This window comes from Streptomyces sp. PL-25, assembly GCF_058344915.1.
The window spans coordinates 966,628-979,799 of sequence record NZ_CP136997.1 but is presented as its reverse complement, the minus strand read 5'-3'; the positions used below and the strand labels follow the sequence as shown (position 1 = coordinate 979,799).

At 72.8% G+C, this 13,172-nt stretch carries 15 protein-coding genes; 8 read left to right on the top strand and 7 right to left on the bottom strand.

The genetic code is table 11. The features are described 5' to 3' along the window. Together R4Z62_RS04275 and bioB are read right to left on the bottom strand one after the other, a co-directional pair. Positions 1–1,290, bottom strand: a complete 1,290-nt coding sequence (locus R4Z62_RS04275) for an adenosylmethionine--8-amino-7-oxononanoate transaminase (protein WP_491519166.1) — start codon at positions 1,288–1,290, stop codon at positions 1–3. Then, on the bottom strand, positions 1,283–2,548 hold the full coding sequence (bioB, locus tag R4Z62_RS04270; protein ID WP_491519165.1) for a biotin synthase BioB: 1,266 nt from the start codon (positions 2,546–2,548) through the stop codon (positions 1,283–1,285). Before bioB ends, R4Z62_RS04275 begins: the two co-directional genes overlap by 8 nt. A 147-nt stretch (positions 2,549–2,695) precedes the next feature. Between bioB and R4Z62_RS04265 the strand changes: the two genes are divergently transcribed. Then, the gene (locus R4Z62_RS04265) at positions 2,696–3,823 is read left to right on the top strand and encodes an 8-amino-7-oxononanoate synthase (protein WP_491519164.1); all 1,128 of its coding nucleotides are present in this window, start codon (positions 2,696–2,698) and stop codon (positions 3,821–3,823) included. Between the two features lie 74 nt (positions 3,824–3,897). Here R4Z62_RS04265 and R4Z62_RS04260 read toward each other — a convergent pair whose 3' ends face one another. Both R4Z62_RS04260 and R4Z62_RS04255 read right to left on the bottom strand, forming a co-directional pair. Further along, positions 3,898–4,128: a DUF397 domain-containing protein gene (locus R4Z62_RS04260; protein ID WP_064531470.1), complete on the bottom strand. Its 231-nt coding sequence runs from the start codon at positions 4,126–4,128 to the stop codon at positions 3,898–3,900. Between the two features lie 28 nt (positions 4,129–4,156). After that, positions 4,157–5,017 carry a helix-turn-helix domain-containing protein gene (locus R4Z62_RS04255; RefSeq protein WP_064531469.1) on the bottom strand — a complete coding sequence of 287 codons (861 nt, stop codon included), beginning with the start codon at positions 5,015–5,017 and terminating at the stop codon, positions 4,157–4,159. 218 nt (positions 5,018–5,235) lie between these two features. Here R4Z62_RS04255 and R4Z62_RS04250 point away from each other — a divergent pair, with 218 nt between their 5' ends. Next, a complete protein-coding gene (locus tag R4Z62_RS04250; RefSeq protein ID WP_491519163.1) occupies positions 5,236–5,688 on the top strand; it encodes an ATP-binding protein in 453 nt (150 codons plus the stop codon). Positions 5,689–5,763: 75 nt separating this feature from the next. Here the strand turns inward: R4Z62_RS04250 and R4Z62_RS04245 are convergent, their stop codons facing one another. Then, on the bottom strand, positions 5,764–6,237 hold the full coding sequence (locus tag R4Z62_RS04245; RefSeq protein ID WP_064531467.1) for a C40 family peptidase: 474 nt from the start codon (positions 6,235–6,237) through the stop codon (positions 5,764–5,766). Positions 6,238–6,926: 689 nt separating this feature from the next. On the opposite strand from R4Z62_RS04245, the gene R4Z62_RS04240 reads away from it, so the two are divergent. Next, on the top strand, positions 6,927–7,286 hold the full coding sequence (locus tag R4Z62_RS04240) for an ANTAR domain-containing protein (protein ID WP_491519162.1): 360 nt from the start codon (positions 6,927–6,929) through the stop codon (positions 7,284–7,286). A gap of 181 nt (positions 7,287–7,467) precedes the next feature. Beyond that, complete coding sequence (locus tag R4Z62_RS04235) at positions 7,468–9,057, top strand: alpha/beta hydrolase (RefSeq protein ID WP_491519161.1); 1,590 nt, start codon at positions 7,468–7,470, stop codon at positions 9,055–9,057. A gap of 86 nt (positions 9,058–9,143) precedes the next feature. On the opposite strand, the gene R4Z62_RS04230 is transcribed toward R4Z62_RS04235, so the two are convergent. Continuing rightward, positions 9,144–9,893, bottom strand: a complete 750-nt coding sequence (locus R4Z62_RS04230; protein WP_491519160.1) for a lysophospholipid acyltransferase family protein — start codon at positions 9,891–9,893, stop codon at positions 9,144–9,146. Positions 9,894–10,086: 193 nt separating this feature from the next. Between R4Z62_RS04230 and R4Z62_RS04225 the strand changes: the two genes are divergently transcribed. From R4Z62_RS04225 to R4Z62_RS04210, 4 genes are all read left to right on the top strand, one after another. Continuing rightward, entirely contained in the window at positions 10,087–10,725 is a 639-nt protein-coding gene (locus tag R4Z62_RS04225; protein WP_064531463.1) for a DedA family protein, read from the top strand. Positions 10,726–10,826: 101 nt separating this feature from the next. Next, entirely contained in the window at positions 10,827–11,261 is a 435-nt protein-coding gene (locus R4Z62_RS04220; RefSeq protein ID WP_355483975.1) for a DUF6153 family protein, read from the top strand. Between the two features lie 114 nt (positions 11,262–11,375). Continuing rightward, positions 11,376–12,122, top strand: coding sequence for a DUF305 domain-containing protein (locus R4Z62_RS04215; RefSeq protein WP_355483977.1), 747 nt, complete (start codon positions 11,376–11,378; stop codon positions 12,120–12,122). A 167-nt stretch (positions 12,123–12,289) separates the two neighbouring features. Continuing rightward, on the top strand, positions 12,290–12,778 hold the full coding sequence (locus R4Z62_RS04210) for a DUF4396 domain-containing protein (protein WP_355484742.1): 489 nt from the start codon (positions 12,290–12,292) through the stop codon (positions 12,776–12,778). Positions 12,779–12,839: 61 nt separating this feature from the next. Here the strand turns inward: R4Z62_RS04210 and R4Z62_RS04205 are convergent, their stop codons facing one another. After that, complete coding sequence (locus R4Z62_RS04205; RefSeq protein ID WP_018571100.1) at positions 12,840–13,145, bottom strand: hypothetical protein; 306 nt, start codon at positions 13,143–13,145, stop codon at positions 12,840–12,842. Positions 13,146–13,172: the final 27 nt, after the last annotated feature.

The window sequence follows — 13,172 nt, the reverse complement described above, 5'->3', positions numbered from 1 at the left end:
TCATCCCTCCCGCGCCGCCGCGCACACCGCGCGGCCGATCCGTGCCAGGTCCGCGTCGTCCGTGACGTACGGCGGCATCGTGTACACCAGGTCCCGGAACGGCCGCAGCCACACGCCCTCGCGCACGGCGGCCCGGGTCGCCGCCGCCATGTCCACCGGGTGGTCGAGCTGGACGACCCCGATCGCGCCCAGGACGCGCACGTCCCGCACGCCCGGGAGCTCCGCGGCCGGTGCGAGACCTTCGCGCAGACCCGCCTCGATCCGCTTGACCCCGGCGCGCCAGTCCTGGCCGAGCAGCAGCTCGATCGAGGCGCACGCCACGGCGGCGGCCAGCGGATTGCCCATGAACGTCGGCCCGTGCGCCAGCACCGGGACCTCGCCCCGCGAGATCCCGTCGGCCACCCGCGCGGTGCACAGCGTCGCGGCCATCGTCAGATAGCCGCCGGTGAGCGCCTTGCCCACGCACATCACGTCCGGGGTCACCGCCGCGTGCTCCGCCGCGAACAGCGCGCCGGTGCGGCCGAACCCGGTCGCGATCTCGTCGAACACCAGCAGCACCCCGTGCGCGTCGCACGCCTCGCGCAGCACCCGCAGATAGGCGGGGGAGTGGAACCGCATCCCGCCCGCGCCCTGCACCACCGGCTCGACGATCACGGCGGCCAGCTCCCCGGCGTGCCGCTCGATCATCTCGCGCAACCGTGCGGCGTACGCCTCCTCGTAGGCGGCCGGGGGCGGGTCGGCGAAGAGCTGGCGCGGCAGCACACCGGCCCACAGCTCGTGCATCCCGCCCTCGGGGTCGCACACGGACATCGGCTGCCAGGTGTCCCCGTGGTAGCCGCCCCGCCAGGTCATGAGCCGCCGCTTCTCGGGCCGGCCGAGCGAACGCCAGTACTGGAGGCACATCTTGACGGCGACCTCGACCGACACGGAGCCCGAGTCGGCCAGGAAGACGTGCTCAAGGCCCTCGGGTGACATGTCGACAAGGAGTTTCGCCAGCCGGACGGCGGGCTCGTGGGTGAGCCCGCCGAACATCACATGGCTCATCCGCGCCAACTGCCCGCGCACGGCCTCGTCGAGCACCGGGTGGCCGTAGCCGTGGATCGCCGCCCACCACGAGGACATCCCGTCGACCAGCTCGCCCGAGCCGTCGGCGAGCCGCAGCCGCACCCCGCTCGCCGACTCCACGACGAGCGGTTCCTGACGGCCGGGCATCGGTCCGTACGGGTGCCACACGTGCCGCCGGTCGAGAGCGAGCAGCGCGGAGACGTCCGGTCCGGACAGATCAGGCATTGGGCGCGAGATCCGTACCGGCGCCGCGGTGGCGCAGCGCGACCAGGTCGGTGCGCGGCTCGGCCGGGGCCGCCGACGCCGCCGGGGCGACCGGAGCCGCCGTGCCGCAGACCCCGCCGCCCTCGTGCGACCCGCACCCCGCTCCCGCGTGCGGCCCGCGGCCCGACTCCTCGGCCGCACCGCACCCGCCGCCCTCGTGGGAGCCGCAGCCCGCGCCCTCGTGCGAGCCGCAGCCGCCCTCGGACCCGCCCGCGCGCCGGTGCTCCGGCAGGGTCACCTGGTCGGTGCCCTCCACCTCGAAGCCCGCGTCCGCGATCATCTCCAGGTCGGCCTTGCCCGCCTGGCCCTCGGTGGTCAGATAGTCGCCGAGGAAGATCGAGTTGGCCAGGTGCAGGGCGAGCGGCTGCATGGTCCGCAGATGGACCTCGCGGCCGCCGGCGATGCGCACCTCGATGTCCGGGCAGACGAACCGGACCATCGCGAGGATCCGCAGGCACCGCTGCGGGGTGAGGTTCCACTCCTTGGCCAGCGGGGTGCCCTCGACCGGGATCAGGAAGTTGACCGGCACCGAGTCCGGGTCCAGCGCGCGCAGCGCGTAGACCACGTCGACCAGGTCCTCGTCGCTCTCGCCCATGCCCGCGATGAGCCCCGAGCACGCGGACAGCCCCGCCGCGTGCGCCTTGTTCACCGTGTCCACCCGGTCGGCGTACGTGTGCGTCGTGGTGATCTCGCCGTACGTCGACTCGGCGGTGTTGAGGTTGTGGTTGTACGCGTCGGCGCCGGCCGCGCGCAGCCGCTCGGCCTGGCCGTCGGAGAGCAGCCCGAGGCAGGCGCACACCTCGACGCCCTCGTTCTCGTCCTTGATCGCCCTGATGGTCTCCGAGACCCGGTCCACGTCGCGGTCGGTCGGGCCGCGCCCGCTGGCCACCAGGCAGACCCGCTTGGCCCCGCCGGCCAGCCCGGCCGCCGCGGCCCTGGACGCGTCACCGGGCTTGAGCCAGGTGTACTTGAGGATGTCCGCCTTCGAGCCGAGCCGCTGCGAGCAGTACGAGCAGTCCTCGGGGCACAGGCCGGACTTGAGGTTGACGAGATAGTTGAGTTTCACCCGTCGGCCGAACCAGTGACGCCGCACCTTCCCCGCGGCCGCCACCACATCGAGCAGATCGTCGTCGGAGGTGGCCAGCACGGCCAGAGCTTCCCCGCGGGTCGGCGCCTCGCGCCGAAGCCCCTTGTTCACCAGCGTGTTCAGCAGGTCCATGAGAGCCGATCCTGTCCTACGGGGCCGCCCGGGGCCAAGGAGACTGTGCACAACACGGGCCGCTCGACGTGTGGGTATCCCCACACCGTGCGTGACGTGTCGTGCGGCTAGTGTCTGTCCACTGCCTACAAAAGTCCCGGAGGAGCCATGGCGTTCGGCTGGATCGACGAGCAGGCGGACGCACGCCGCCGCGCCGGACTCGTCCGGACGCTGCGGCCCCGCCCGGCCGACTCGCCCCTGCTCGACCTGGCGAGCAACGACTACCTGGGCCTGGCCCGCCACCCGGAGGTCACCGAGGGCGCGGCGGCGGCGGCCCGCATCTGGGGCGGGGGAGCCACCGGATCCCGGCTGGTCACCGGCACCACCGCGCTCCACCGCCAACTGGAGGACGAACTCGCCCGGTTCTGCGGCTTCGAGGCGGCCCTCGTGCTCTCCTCCGGCTACGCGGCCAACCTCGCCGCGGTCACCGCGCTCGCCCCGCACGGCTCGCTGCTCGTCTCGGACACGGGCAACCACGCCTCGCTCATCGACGGCTGCCGGCTGGCCCGCGCCGGCACCCAGGTCGTCGCCCACGCGGACCCGGACGCGGTGCGCAAGGCGCTCGGCACGCACGGCGGGCAGGCCGTCCTCGTCTCCGACACGGTCTTCTCCGTAGACGGCGACGCGGCACCGCTCGCCCGGCACGCCGAGGTCTGCCGGGAACACGGCGCGGGACTCGTCCTCGACGACGCCCACGGCCTGGGTGTCCTCGGGGACGGCGGGCGCGGCGCCCCGCACGCGGCGGGCCTCGCGGGCGCCGACGACGTGGTCGTGACCGTCACCCTGTCCAAGTCGCTGGGCAGCCAGGGCGGAGCGGTGCTCGGGCCCGCCCGGGTCATCGACCATCTGGTCAACACGGCCCGGACGTTCATCTTCGACACCGGGCTCGCCCCCGCGGCGGCGGGGGCGGCCCTGGCCGCGCTGCGGCTGCTGCGCCGCGAGCCGGAGCGCGCGGCGCGGGCGCGGGCGGTGGCGGCGGAACTGCACGCCCGCCTGAGCGGCGCGGGACTGCGCGCGGTGCGCCCGGACGCGGCGGTCGTCTCGGTGTGCGCGCCGTCCCCGGAGCAGGCCGTGCGCTGGGCGGCGGACTGCCGTACGGCGGGCCTGGCCGTGGGGTGTTTCCGGCCTCCTTCCGTGCCCGACGGCATCTCACGGCTCAGGCTGACCGCCCGCGCGGACCTGTCCGGGGCGCAGATCGAACGCGCTGTACGAGTGATCGGCGAGACGCGGCCATGAGTCGGGGGACACGGCCGTGAGTCGCCCGTGGGCGGGAGGATCCGGGGCGGGCCCGGAGGACGCCCCGGCGGTGCTCAGATCCGGTGTGCCGCTGCCGTGAACCGCGCCCAGCTCGCGCGGGAGAAGAGCAGCGCGGGCCCGGTCGGAGCCTTGGAGTCGCGCACGGCGAGGAGTCCGGCGTAGGGCTGCGCGGCCGGACGGGCCGTCTCGACGCAGTTGTTCGCCCCCGTGCTGTAGCTGCTGCGCAGCCAGCGCACCCCGTGCAGATCGGTCGTGGAGGATAAGTTCCGAGGCGGAGCAGACATGGTGCCTCCTTGATGCGGTCGCCCGCCGTCACCTGTCCTGGTGTATCCCGGCGATGAAGTCCAACGAGTCCTCGGTCGAAAGCGCGTGGGACCGAAGCGTGTCGAAGGCCTCGGAGTAGGCCTCGAGGTCTTCTTTCCGTTCGAGGTGGAGGCTACTCGTCAAGTTGTCGAGAACGACCACATCCAGATCAGAAGTGTTCGAAAAAGAGAAGATAACGAAAGGGCCGGTGATGCCGATGTGCGCACCGGCCGCGAACGGCAGGACCTGCAAGGACACCTGGGGCAGCCGCGCCGCCTCGGCCAGCCGCTCCAGCTGGTGCGCCATGACCTCCGGGCCGCCGACCTCCCGGCGCAGAACCGCCTCGTCCAGCACCACCTTCAGCGTCGGCGGCGGCACCGCCCGCAGCACGCCCTGCCGGGCCAGCCGCACCTCCACCAGCGCGTCCAGCCGCTCGTCGTCGAGTCCGTCCACCGCGGCCCGGGTCACCGCGCGGGCGTACGCGGGGGTCTGGAGCAGCCCGGGGACGACCGAGGTCTCCAGGGTGCGCATCGCGCTGGCCTGGGACTCCAGGCTGATGAAGTCGCGGTACGTCGGCGGCAGTACCCCGCGGTAGGCGTGCCACCAGTGCGGCCGGTCCTGGCCGTCGTCGGCGCCCGACAGCATCAGGAGCAGCTCGCGCAGCTGGGCGTCCTGGACCGCGTACGCGTCGAGCAGCGTGCGGACATCGGCCGGTTTCACACCGCTGGCGCCGGTCTCGATCCGGCTCACCTTCGACTGGTGCCAGCCCACGAGCCGGGCCGCCTCGCCGCTGGTGAGCCCCACGCCGGTGCGCAGCGCGCGCAGTTCCGCACCGAGCTTGCGGCGGCGCACCGCGGGACCGTGCTGCATGGGACGCGCTCCTGACTTCTCCCGGGACCGACGGCGCATACGGTCGCCCGTCGCAGAGTTCACCGCTTCGAGCGACAGATATATGCATATCTTGGTGGATCGCCACCCGTGACCGGTCCGGTGGTGGCAACCTGACGGCGAAGCACCAGTCCGGGACCGTACTCGAAACCATCCGCTCCTGTCGGACCGCGGCCCCGTGGGAAAGGGACGACGTCGTCATGGCAGACCATCTGGAAGCATCCGTCACTCTGCCGAGCGATCCCGCCTCGGTCGCGGCCGCCCGCGCCTACGCGGTCGGCACGCTGACGGAGTGGGGCCTGCCGTCGGACGCGGACGCCGCCGACACCGTACGGCTCATCGTCTCCGAACTCGCCACCAACGCCGTGGAGCACACCCTCGGCCGGTCGCCCACCTTCACCGTGCACCTCGCCCTCGACCACGACGAGCGGGTGCGCATCGGCGTCACCGACAGCCACCCGCGCTTCCCCAGACGGCTGCCGGCCGCCGTCCAGCAGGACAACGGCCGGGGCATGGTGATCGTCCGGTGGCTCAGCGCGGAGTACGGCGGCAGGGTGCGCGTGCGGCCCACCCGGGAAGGCGGCAAGACGGTCAGCGTGGAACTGCCGTGGCCGGTCCGCGCCGCGCCGGCCACGGGCCGGGACGAGCCGTAGCCGACGAGGCCCGTAGCCGGCGGACCGTCGCCGGTCCGCCGGTCCGCCGTCCCGTCGCCCCGCGACCCGGGCGGGTCAGCCGATACGGCCGTACCAGACGTTCCTGGTCCAGATCTTCTCCAGCTTCACCACGTCCCCGGTCTTGGGGGCGTGCCAGATCTTGCCCGAGCCGGCGTAGATCCCGACGTGGTAGACGTACGAACCGGAGTGGAAGAACACCAGGTCACCGGCGCGACGGCTCTTCGAGGAGATGTGGTGCGACTTGTTGTACTGCTGTGCGGCCGTACGCGGCAGGCTCTTGCCGGCCTTCTTGAAGGAGTACAGCGTGAGCCCGGAGCAGTCGAACCTCCTCGGCCCCGTCGCTCCCCACTGGTAGGGGGCGCCCTTCTTGGACGCCGCGATGTTCAGGGCCTTCGTCGCCATGGTGGCGGCCGAGGCGTCGGAGGCGACACCGGGCACCACGATCGAGCCGCCGACGGCGGCGAGCGTCAGAGCCGAGGCGGTTCCGGCCCTGACCATGAGCGACGGGACACGATTGAGCGCAGTCATGCGCAACCCTTCGTCAGCCGCCTGTGAAGGATGACCTGTCGGATTCGGGCTGGCGAAGTTGCCCGGCCGCCTGCTGGCGGCTTCACCCCAAGGGCTGCTCGGCCCGGCCGTGGCGCGACCGTTCCGGCGACCCGTCTTGCTCGGGTCCTCCACTCCTGCCGATCCACTTCCGTCGACCGGGCATCCGGGCGGTGGCAGGACTCGGCGTCCGCCCGGACCGCCCCGCCGCTGCGGCGGGGGCTTGTCGTCAGACAGGGATCTTCACCTACGGCTGTCCGAAAATCCCAACGGAACCTGTGCTTTGTGTTGTTACTCACCACTCGTCCGTTCGAGTGGATGCCGTTCCGTTCGAACCGCTTCCTCCCGCCCGGCCGAGCCCCGGACCAGGAGCGGAAGAATTCGTTCCGCCATCCGGGCGGACACGCGCCGCAACCCGAACGGCCCTGGAAAAAAGTGGTGCGCCTACGCCGAAAGGCGGTACCCCGTTCGGTCCGTTTCGGTCAGTTTCGGTCTGCTTCGATCCGACCCGATCCCGCGCGGGTGCGGCGTCGACGGCGCCGCCCGCCCGTCGCCGTCGGCCCGGCCGCCCGCCACGGAGGTCCGTCGCCGCCCGGCTCCGGTCGTGCGCGCGACCCGCATGGAGCAAGCTGGAGGAGGACTCCGGCCGTTCGACGACCCAGGGGATCTCCATGGCGTTCTTCGCGATGTCCAGGTGGCATCCGCTCCAGCCGCTGTCCGTCACCGACCTGGTGGCGGAGCACGAGCGGCTGCACGAGGAGATCGCCCAGCTGCAGCGCGGCCTGACCTCGCACGCCGTCATCGACCAGGCCATCGGCGCCCTGGTGGCCGTGGGCCGCATCACCCCGGACAGCGCCTGGCGGGTGCTGCGCGAGGTCTCCCAGCGGACGAACACGAAGGTGCGCACGGTCGCCGAGCACATCCTGAAGTTCGCGCAGGGCGGCGCCCTGTCCGACACCGAGCTGGAGGAGCTGCGGCGGGCGCTGGGCCGGCACGCCGCGCGCCGCGCCCCGGACCGCTGCGACTCCTGAGGCGGCCTTTCCGCCCTCCCGGCGCGGGCGCTCCGGCGCGTCTCCGCTGAGCGGAACATCCGACGCCGGTTATCGGATTGGCAAAGAAGGTCAACGACCCCTGTCCTCAGGCGCCTCACAGCCGGAAGGATCCCCCGTACTCGATTCGCAACGATGTACGGGGAGGTCCCACTTGAGGGTTATGAGACCGAAGAACCGGGCGGTGGCGCTCGGTTCGGCCGGCGCGCTCGTCACGGCGACGCTGATAGCCGGCGCCGTGGCGGCACCCGCGGCCAGCGCGGACAGCCGCCGCGGCCAGGACCGCGAGGCCGTCGGCGCGGCGATCGCCGCCGCCCGTGCCGCCCACGCCGGCATCCAGTGGCAGGACTGCCCCGCCGACTGGGGGCTGGCCAAGCCCATCCAGTGCGGGTACGTCTCGGTGCCGCTCGACTACGCCCACCCGTACGGCAAGCAGATCAAGCTCGCCGTCGACCGCATCGGCAACACCGGCACCAAGCAGGACCGCCAGGGCGCCCTCATCTACAACCCCGGCGGACCGGGCGGCTCCGGCCTGCGCTTCCCGACCCGGGTCACCGCCAAGAACCCCGTCTGGGCGAACGTGGCGAAGGCGTACGACTTCGTCGGCTTCGACCCGCGCGGCGTCGGCCACTCCACGCCGATCTCCTGCGCCGACCCGCAGGAGTACGTCAAGGCCCCCAAGGCCGACCCGGTGCCCGGCTCCGAGGCCGACAAGCGCGCCCAGCGCAAGCTGGCCCGCGAGTACGCCGAGGGCTGCCTGGAGCGCACCGGCCGCGCCATGCTCCAGCAGATGACCACGCCGAACACCGCGCGCGACCTCGACGTCATCCGCGCCGCGCTCGGCGAGAAGAAGATCAACTACCTGGGCGTCTCCTACGGCACCTACCTCGGCGCCGTCTACGGCACGCTGTTCCCGGGCCATGTCCGCCGGATCGTCGTCGACAGCGTCGTCGACCCGTCGCGCGACAACATCTGGTACGAGGCCAACCTCAACCAGGACATCGCCTTCGAGGGCCGCTGGAAGGACTGGCAGGACTGGGTCGCGAAGAACGACGCCAGCTTCCACCTCGGCACCACCCGGGCCGCCGTCCAGGACAAGTGGCTCCAGCTGCGCGCCACGGCCAAGAAGCACCCCCTCGGCGGCGTCGTCGGCCCGTCCGAGCTGCTCGGCTTCTTCCAGACCGCGCCGTACTACGACTCCTCCTGGGTGCCGGTGGCGACGGCGTTCAGCAAGTACTTCGCCGGTGACCCCCAGCCGCTGATCGACGCCGCCGCTCCCGACATGTCCGACATCGCGGGCAACATCTCCACGGAGAACGGCAACGCCGTCTACACGGCCGTCGAGTGCGCCGACGCCAAGTGGCCGACCAGCTGGCGCAAGTGGGACCGGGACAACACCCGGCTCAACGCCCAGTACCCGTTCCTGACCTGGTCCAACGCATGGATGAACCTGCCGTGCGCCACCTGGCCGGTCAAGCAGCAGACCCCGGTGAACGTCAAGACCGGCAAGGGGCTGCCGCCGGTCCTGATCGTCCAGTCCACGCGGGACGCCGCCACGCCGTACCCCGGCGCCGTCGACCTGCACCAGCGCTTCAAGGGCTCCCGCCTGATCACCGAGAAGGACGCGGGCTCCCACGGTGTCACCGGTCTGGTCAACCCGTGCATCAACGAGCGGGTGGACACCTACCTGCTCACCGGCAAGGTGGACCGGGCGGACGTGACCTGCGGTCCGCACGCCACGCCGAAGCCGTAGCACCCGGCCGTACGCGGTGAGGGGCGGCCGGGATCCCCGGCCGCCCCTTCGCCGCGCCCGGCCCCGGACGGGACCCCGCCGCGCTCTCAGGTGAGCGGGGAGCGGGGGAACCCGCGCTCCCCGCGGGCCCGTGACCCGTCCCGCGCGGACGCCGGTGCCGCGGGCTGCCCGGCCTTGGCCACGGCCGCGTACTGGTCGACGTACTCCTGCCCGGACAGCGACAGGATGGCGTACATGATCTCGTCGGTGACGGCCCGCAGGACCGCCTTCTCCTCCTCCATCCCGGCGTAGCGGGAGAAGTCCAGGGGACGGCCGAAGCGGATCACGACGGGGCGTGGCCGGGGGATCACCCGGCCCGGGGGCTGGGCCTCGAAGGTGCCGATCATCGCGCAGGGGATCACCGGCACGCCCGCCTTGAGCGCCATCACCGCGACGCCCACCTTGCCCTTGTAGAGGCGGCCGTCGTGGGAGCGGGTGCCCTCCGGGTAGATGCCGAGGAGCTCGCCCCTGCCGAGCACCCCGAGGCCCTCGCGGACGGCGGCCCGGCCCGCCTCCTTGCCCGACCGGTCGACCGGGATCTGCCCGGCGCTGCGGAAGAAGGCGGCGGTCAGCCGGCCCTTCAGCCCGGGGCCGGTGAAGTACTCGGCCTTGGCCAGGAAGGTGATGCGCCGCTTGAGGATCGCGGGCATCAGGAAGTGGTCCGAGAACGAGAGATGGTTGCCCGCGACGATGGCCGCGCCGGTCTCCGGCACATGCTCAAGACCCTCGATGCGCGGCCGGAAGGCCAGTCTCAGCAGCGGACCCAGCAGGACGTACTTGAGCAGCTGGTAGAACACGGCTCGCCCCTCACTCGCAGGTCCCACGCGCGGCCGCGGGCGCCCCGGACCGCGTCCGGCCGGAGTCGTCCCGGCCTCTCGACTTTACTGACACACGGTCAGTCGGGCGCCCTTCGCGGACGCACGGATCGGCGTACGGGCCGGACGCGGTGTCTGCCGGGCTCCGTGCGCCGGGCGACGTACGGTGGGCGGTATGGCTCCTCCGCTGCCCGGTCCGCTGGAGCATCTGGCCCCGCTGCTCAGCCAGTACGGTTATCTGGCCGTGGGCGGTGTCGTCCTCGTGGAGGACTTCGGGGTGCCCGCCCCCGGCGAGACGATCCTGCTCGCGGCCGGTGTGTACGCCGGGGCGGGCGAGCTGAACGTCCTGGCCGTCGGCCTCATCGCGTTCGCCGCCGCGGTGATCGGGGACAACATCGGCTATCTGATCGGACATTTCGGCGGGCGGGCCTTCGTCCACCGGTGGGGCAAGTACATCTTCCTGACGCCCAAGCGGTTCGAGACCGCCGAACGGTTCTTCACCCGGCACGGCGGCAAGATCGTCACGGTGGCGCGCTTCGTCGAGGGACTGCGCCAGGCCAACGGCATCATCGCCGGCACCACCGGGATGCACTGGCTGCGCTTCCTGGCCTTCAACGCGCTCGGCGCGGCGCTGTGGGTGGGCCTGTGGGTGTCCGTCGCCTACTTCGCGGGCACGCACATCGACACCGTCTACGACACGATCAAGCGGTACGAGGTCTGGGTGCTGGTGGCCGTCGCCGTCCTCGTCGCCGCGCTGGTCGTCCGGCATCTGCTGCGCCGCCGCGCGGAACGGGGGAAGCCGGAGGCGCGGTGACGGGCGCGCGGTGTTCCCCGGGGCCGGGCGCCGGCGTCCCTGACGTCCGGCGGCGGCGGGGGCGGCGCTCCGCGCGGCCGGATGCTCCGTACGATGTGACCATGACGTCCGGCACCCGCACCCGCGCCCGCTCGGCGGTGCGCCGTGCCCGCCGGACTCTGCTGGTCCTGGCCGTACTGGCCGGGGTGCTCGCGATGCACGGCTTCGCCTCCGCCGGGGCGCCCGCGCCGGGCCACCACGGGACGGCGGCGGCGCCCGGGAGGCCGGCCGCCCACGGAGCCGCCGCGCCCGTGCACCGGGCCGGGGACTCCTGCCGTCACCTCTCCGGCCCGGACTCGGACGGCATGCCCATGCAGCACGCGGACGGCACCTGCGCCGCCGCCGGTACGGCGACGGGATACGCGCCGTCCGCCCCGCCGCCCGCGCCGTTCTCCGCCGTCGCGCTCCCGGTGACGCTCCCCGCGGGGCCGGTCACCCCCACTGCCGACGGCCGGGCCCCGCCCGACCTCGCCGAACTGCAGCTCCTGCGGATCTAGAGGCGCCCGCACGGCATCCGGACCTCACCGCGTCCGGTGTGCCGTGCTCCGGTACCGACCTGATCCGCCGGTCCCGCGCGCCCGCGCGCGGGCTTTCCGAGGAGCTGTACCTTCATGGCGATCCGCCACACCGGCCGCCGCGTCCCGCGCACCGGCCGTACCTTCCGCACCCTCCGCACCCTCCGTCTCCGTCACGCCGCCCTTCCGGGAGCTGTCCTCGTCGCCGCGCTGGCGCTCACCGCCTGCGGCGGCGGCAGCGGAGACGCATCGTCGGCGGGCCACTCCGCTCACGGCAACGGGTCCACCGGCCGCCCGTCGGCCACCGCCCCGGCCGGACCGGGGAAGCACAACGCGCAGGACGTGTCGTTCGCGCAGGAGATGATCCCGCACCACCGGCAGGCCGTGGAGATGGCCGCCCTGGCACCGAGCCGGGCCCGGTCGCGGCAGGTCAAGGACCTCGCCGCGCAGATCAGGCAGGCCCAGGACCCGGAGATCGAGACCATGACCGGCTGGCTGAAGGCATGGGGCGCCGCTGTCCCGTCCGCCGGTCACTCCGGCATGCCGGGCATGCCCGGCATGGACCACTCGGCCTCCGGGGACCCCGCCTCCGGGCACTCCGCCTCCCCGATGCCCGGCATGATGACGGACGCCGACATGGACGAGCTGACCGAGCTGTCCGGTGACGCCTTCGACCGGGCCTTCCTGCGCATGATGATCGGCCATCACGAAGGCGCCGTCGCCATGGCCCGCACGGAGCAGACCGAGGGGGCCGACCGGGCCGCCGTCGCCCTGGCGAAGTCGGTCACCACCTCGCAGTCGGCCGAGATCGACCGGATGAGGAAGCTGCTCGGCGACCGGTAGGCCCGCCTCCGTTCCGGGACGGCCGACGCACGTCAGCCGTCCCGGAACGACGCCCGTAACGACTCCCGGACATGCTCGGAATACCCCCAGGGGGTATATGGTTCCCCGATGTGCACGACCCCGCACGACCCCGCACGACCACATCACGCATCGACAAGGGAGCGACGATGGAACACGTGGACCACGAGCACGCGCACGAGCGCCGCCACGGCGCTCCCGGAGGCACCTCCTGGCGCATGGCCGCGCAGGCCACCCTGCACTGCCTGACCGGCTGCGCCGTCGGCGAGGTGCTCGGCATGGTCATCGGCACCGCCGCCGGACTGCACAACGCCGCCACGGTCGTCGTCTCCGTCGCGCTGGCCTTCGTCTTCGGTTACGCCCTGACGATGCGCGGGGTCCTGCGGGCCGGGCTGCCGTTGCGGCGGGCGCTCAAGGTCGCCCTGGCCGCCGACACCCTGTCCATCGCGGTCATGGAGCTGATCGACAACACCGTCATGGTGGGCGTGCCCGGCGCCATGGACGCGGGGCTCGCCGACGCGCTGTTCTGGGTCTCGCTGGTGCTCTCCCTCGCCCTGGCGTTCCTGCTGACCACCCCCGTGAACCGGTGGATGATCGGCCGGGGCAAGGGGCACGCCGTCGTGCACGCCTACCACTGACCGGCCGGGCGGGGCCGGTCCGTCCGTGGGCCGCTCCGCCCGTGGGCCGCTCCGGCAGCGGTCAGGGGTAGCGGCGGTCGTCCGGCTGGGTCGTCCCGCCGCCCGTCGGGCGGGTGTCCGTCCCGCCGTACCGCGCCACCCGGTGGTGGCGGTGGTGCGTCGCGGCGCCGGCCAGCATGGACAGGCCGAGGCAGAAGAGCAGGGCGAGCGCGAGCCCCGCGCTGAAGATCGCGAGAGTGTTCAGCGTGACGATGTCGTTGCCGAGGATCGACACCGTGTACTGGGGTCCGCCGGACAGGTTGCCGGCGATGGCCAGACCGGTGAAGGCGCCCGTGGCCGCGAGGAGCAGCAGGCCGATGAGCAGCATGGGAGTCATCTCCTCAGGAAGTCCCTC

Bases quoted from the DNA above. Each gene is read 5' to 3' on its own strand.
- R4Z62_RS04275 (WP_491519166.1), bottom strand. From the start codon at position 1,290: ATGCCTGATCTGTCCGGACCGGACGTCTCCGCGCTGCTCGCTCTCGAC.
- bioB (WP_491519165.1), bottom strand. From the start codon at position 2,548: ATGGACCTGCTGAACACGCTGGTGAACAAGGGGCTTCGGCGCGAGGCG.
- R4Z62_RS04265 (WP_491519164.1), top strand. From the start codon at position 2,696: ATGGCGTTCGGCTGGATCGACGAGCAGGCGGACGCACGCCGCCGCGCC.
- R4Z62_RS04260 (WP_064531470.1), bottom strand. From the start codon at position 4,128: ATGTCTGCTCCGCCTCGGAACTTATCCTCCACGACCGATCTGCACGGG.
- R4Z62_RS04255 (WP_064531469.1), bottom strand. From the start codon at position 5,017: ATGCAGCACGGTCCCGCGGTGCGCCGCCGCAAGCTCGGTGCGGAACTG.
- R4Z62_RS04250 (WP_491519163.1), top strand. From the start codon at position 5,236: ATGGCAGACCATCTGGAAGCATCCGTCACTCTGCCGAGCGATCCCGCC.
- R4Z62_RS04245 (WP_064531467.1), bottom strand. From the start codon at position 6,237: ATGACTGCGCTCAATCGTGTCCCGTCGCTCATGGTCAGGGCCGGAACC.
- R4Z62_RS04240 (WP_491519162.1), top strand. From the start codon at position 6,927: ATGGCGTTCTTCGCGATGTCCAGGTGGCATCCGCTCCAGCCGCTGTCC.
- R4Z62_RS04235 (WP_491519161.1), top strand. From the start codon at position 7,468: ATGAGACCGAAGAACCGGGCGGTGGCGCTCGGTTCGGCCGGCGCGCTC.
- R4Z62_RS04225 (WP_064531463.1), top strand. From the start codon at position 10,087: ATGGCTCCTCCGCTGCCCGGTCCGCTGGAGCATCTGGCCCCGCTGCTC.
- R4Z62_RS04220 (WP_355483975.1), top strand. From the start codon at position 10,827: ATGACGTCCGGCACCCGCACCCGCGCCCGCTCGGCGGTGCGCCGTGCC.
- R4Z62_RS04215 (WP_355483977.1), top strand. From the start codon at position 11,376: ATGGCGATCCGCCACACCGGCCGCCGCGTCCCGCGCACCGGCCGTACC.
- R4Z62_RS04210 (WP_355484742.1), top strand. From the start codon at position 12,290: ATGGAACACGTGGACCACGAGCACGCGCACGAGCGCCGCCACGGCGCT.
- R4Z62_RS04205 (WP_018571100.1), bottom strand. From the start codon at position 13,145: ATGCTGCTCATCGGCCTGCTGCTCCTCGCGGCCACGGGCGCCTTCACC.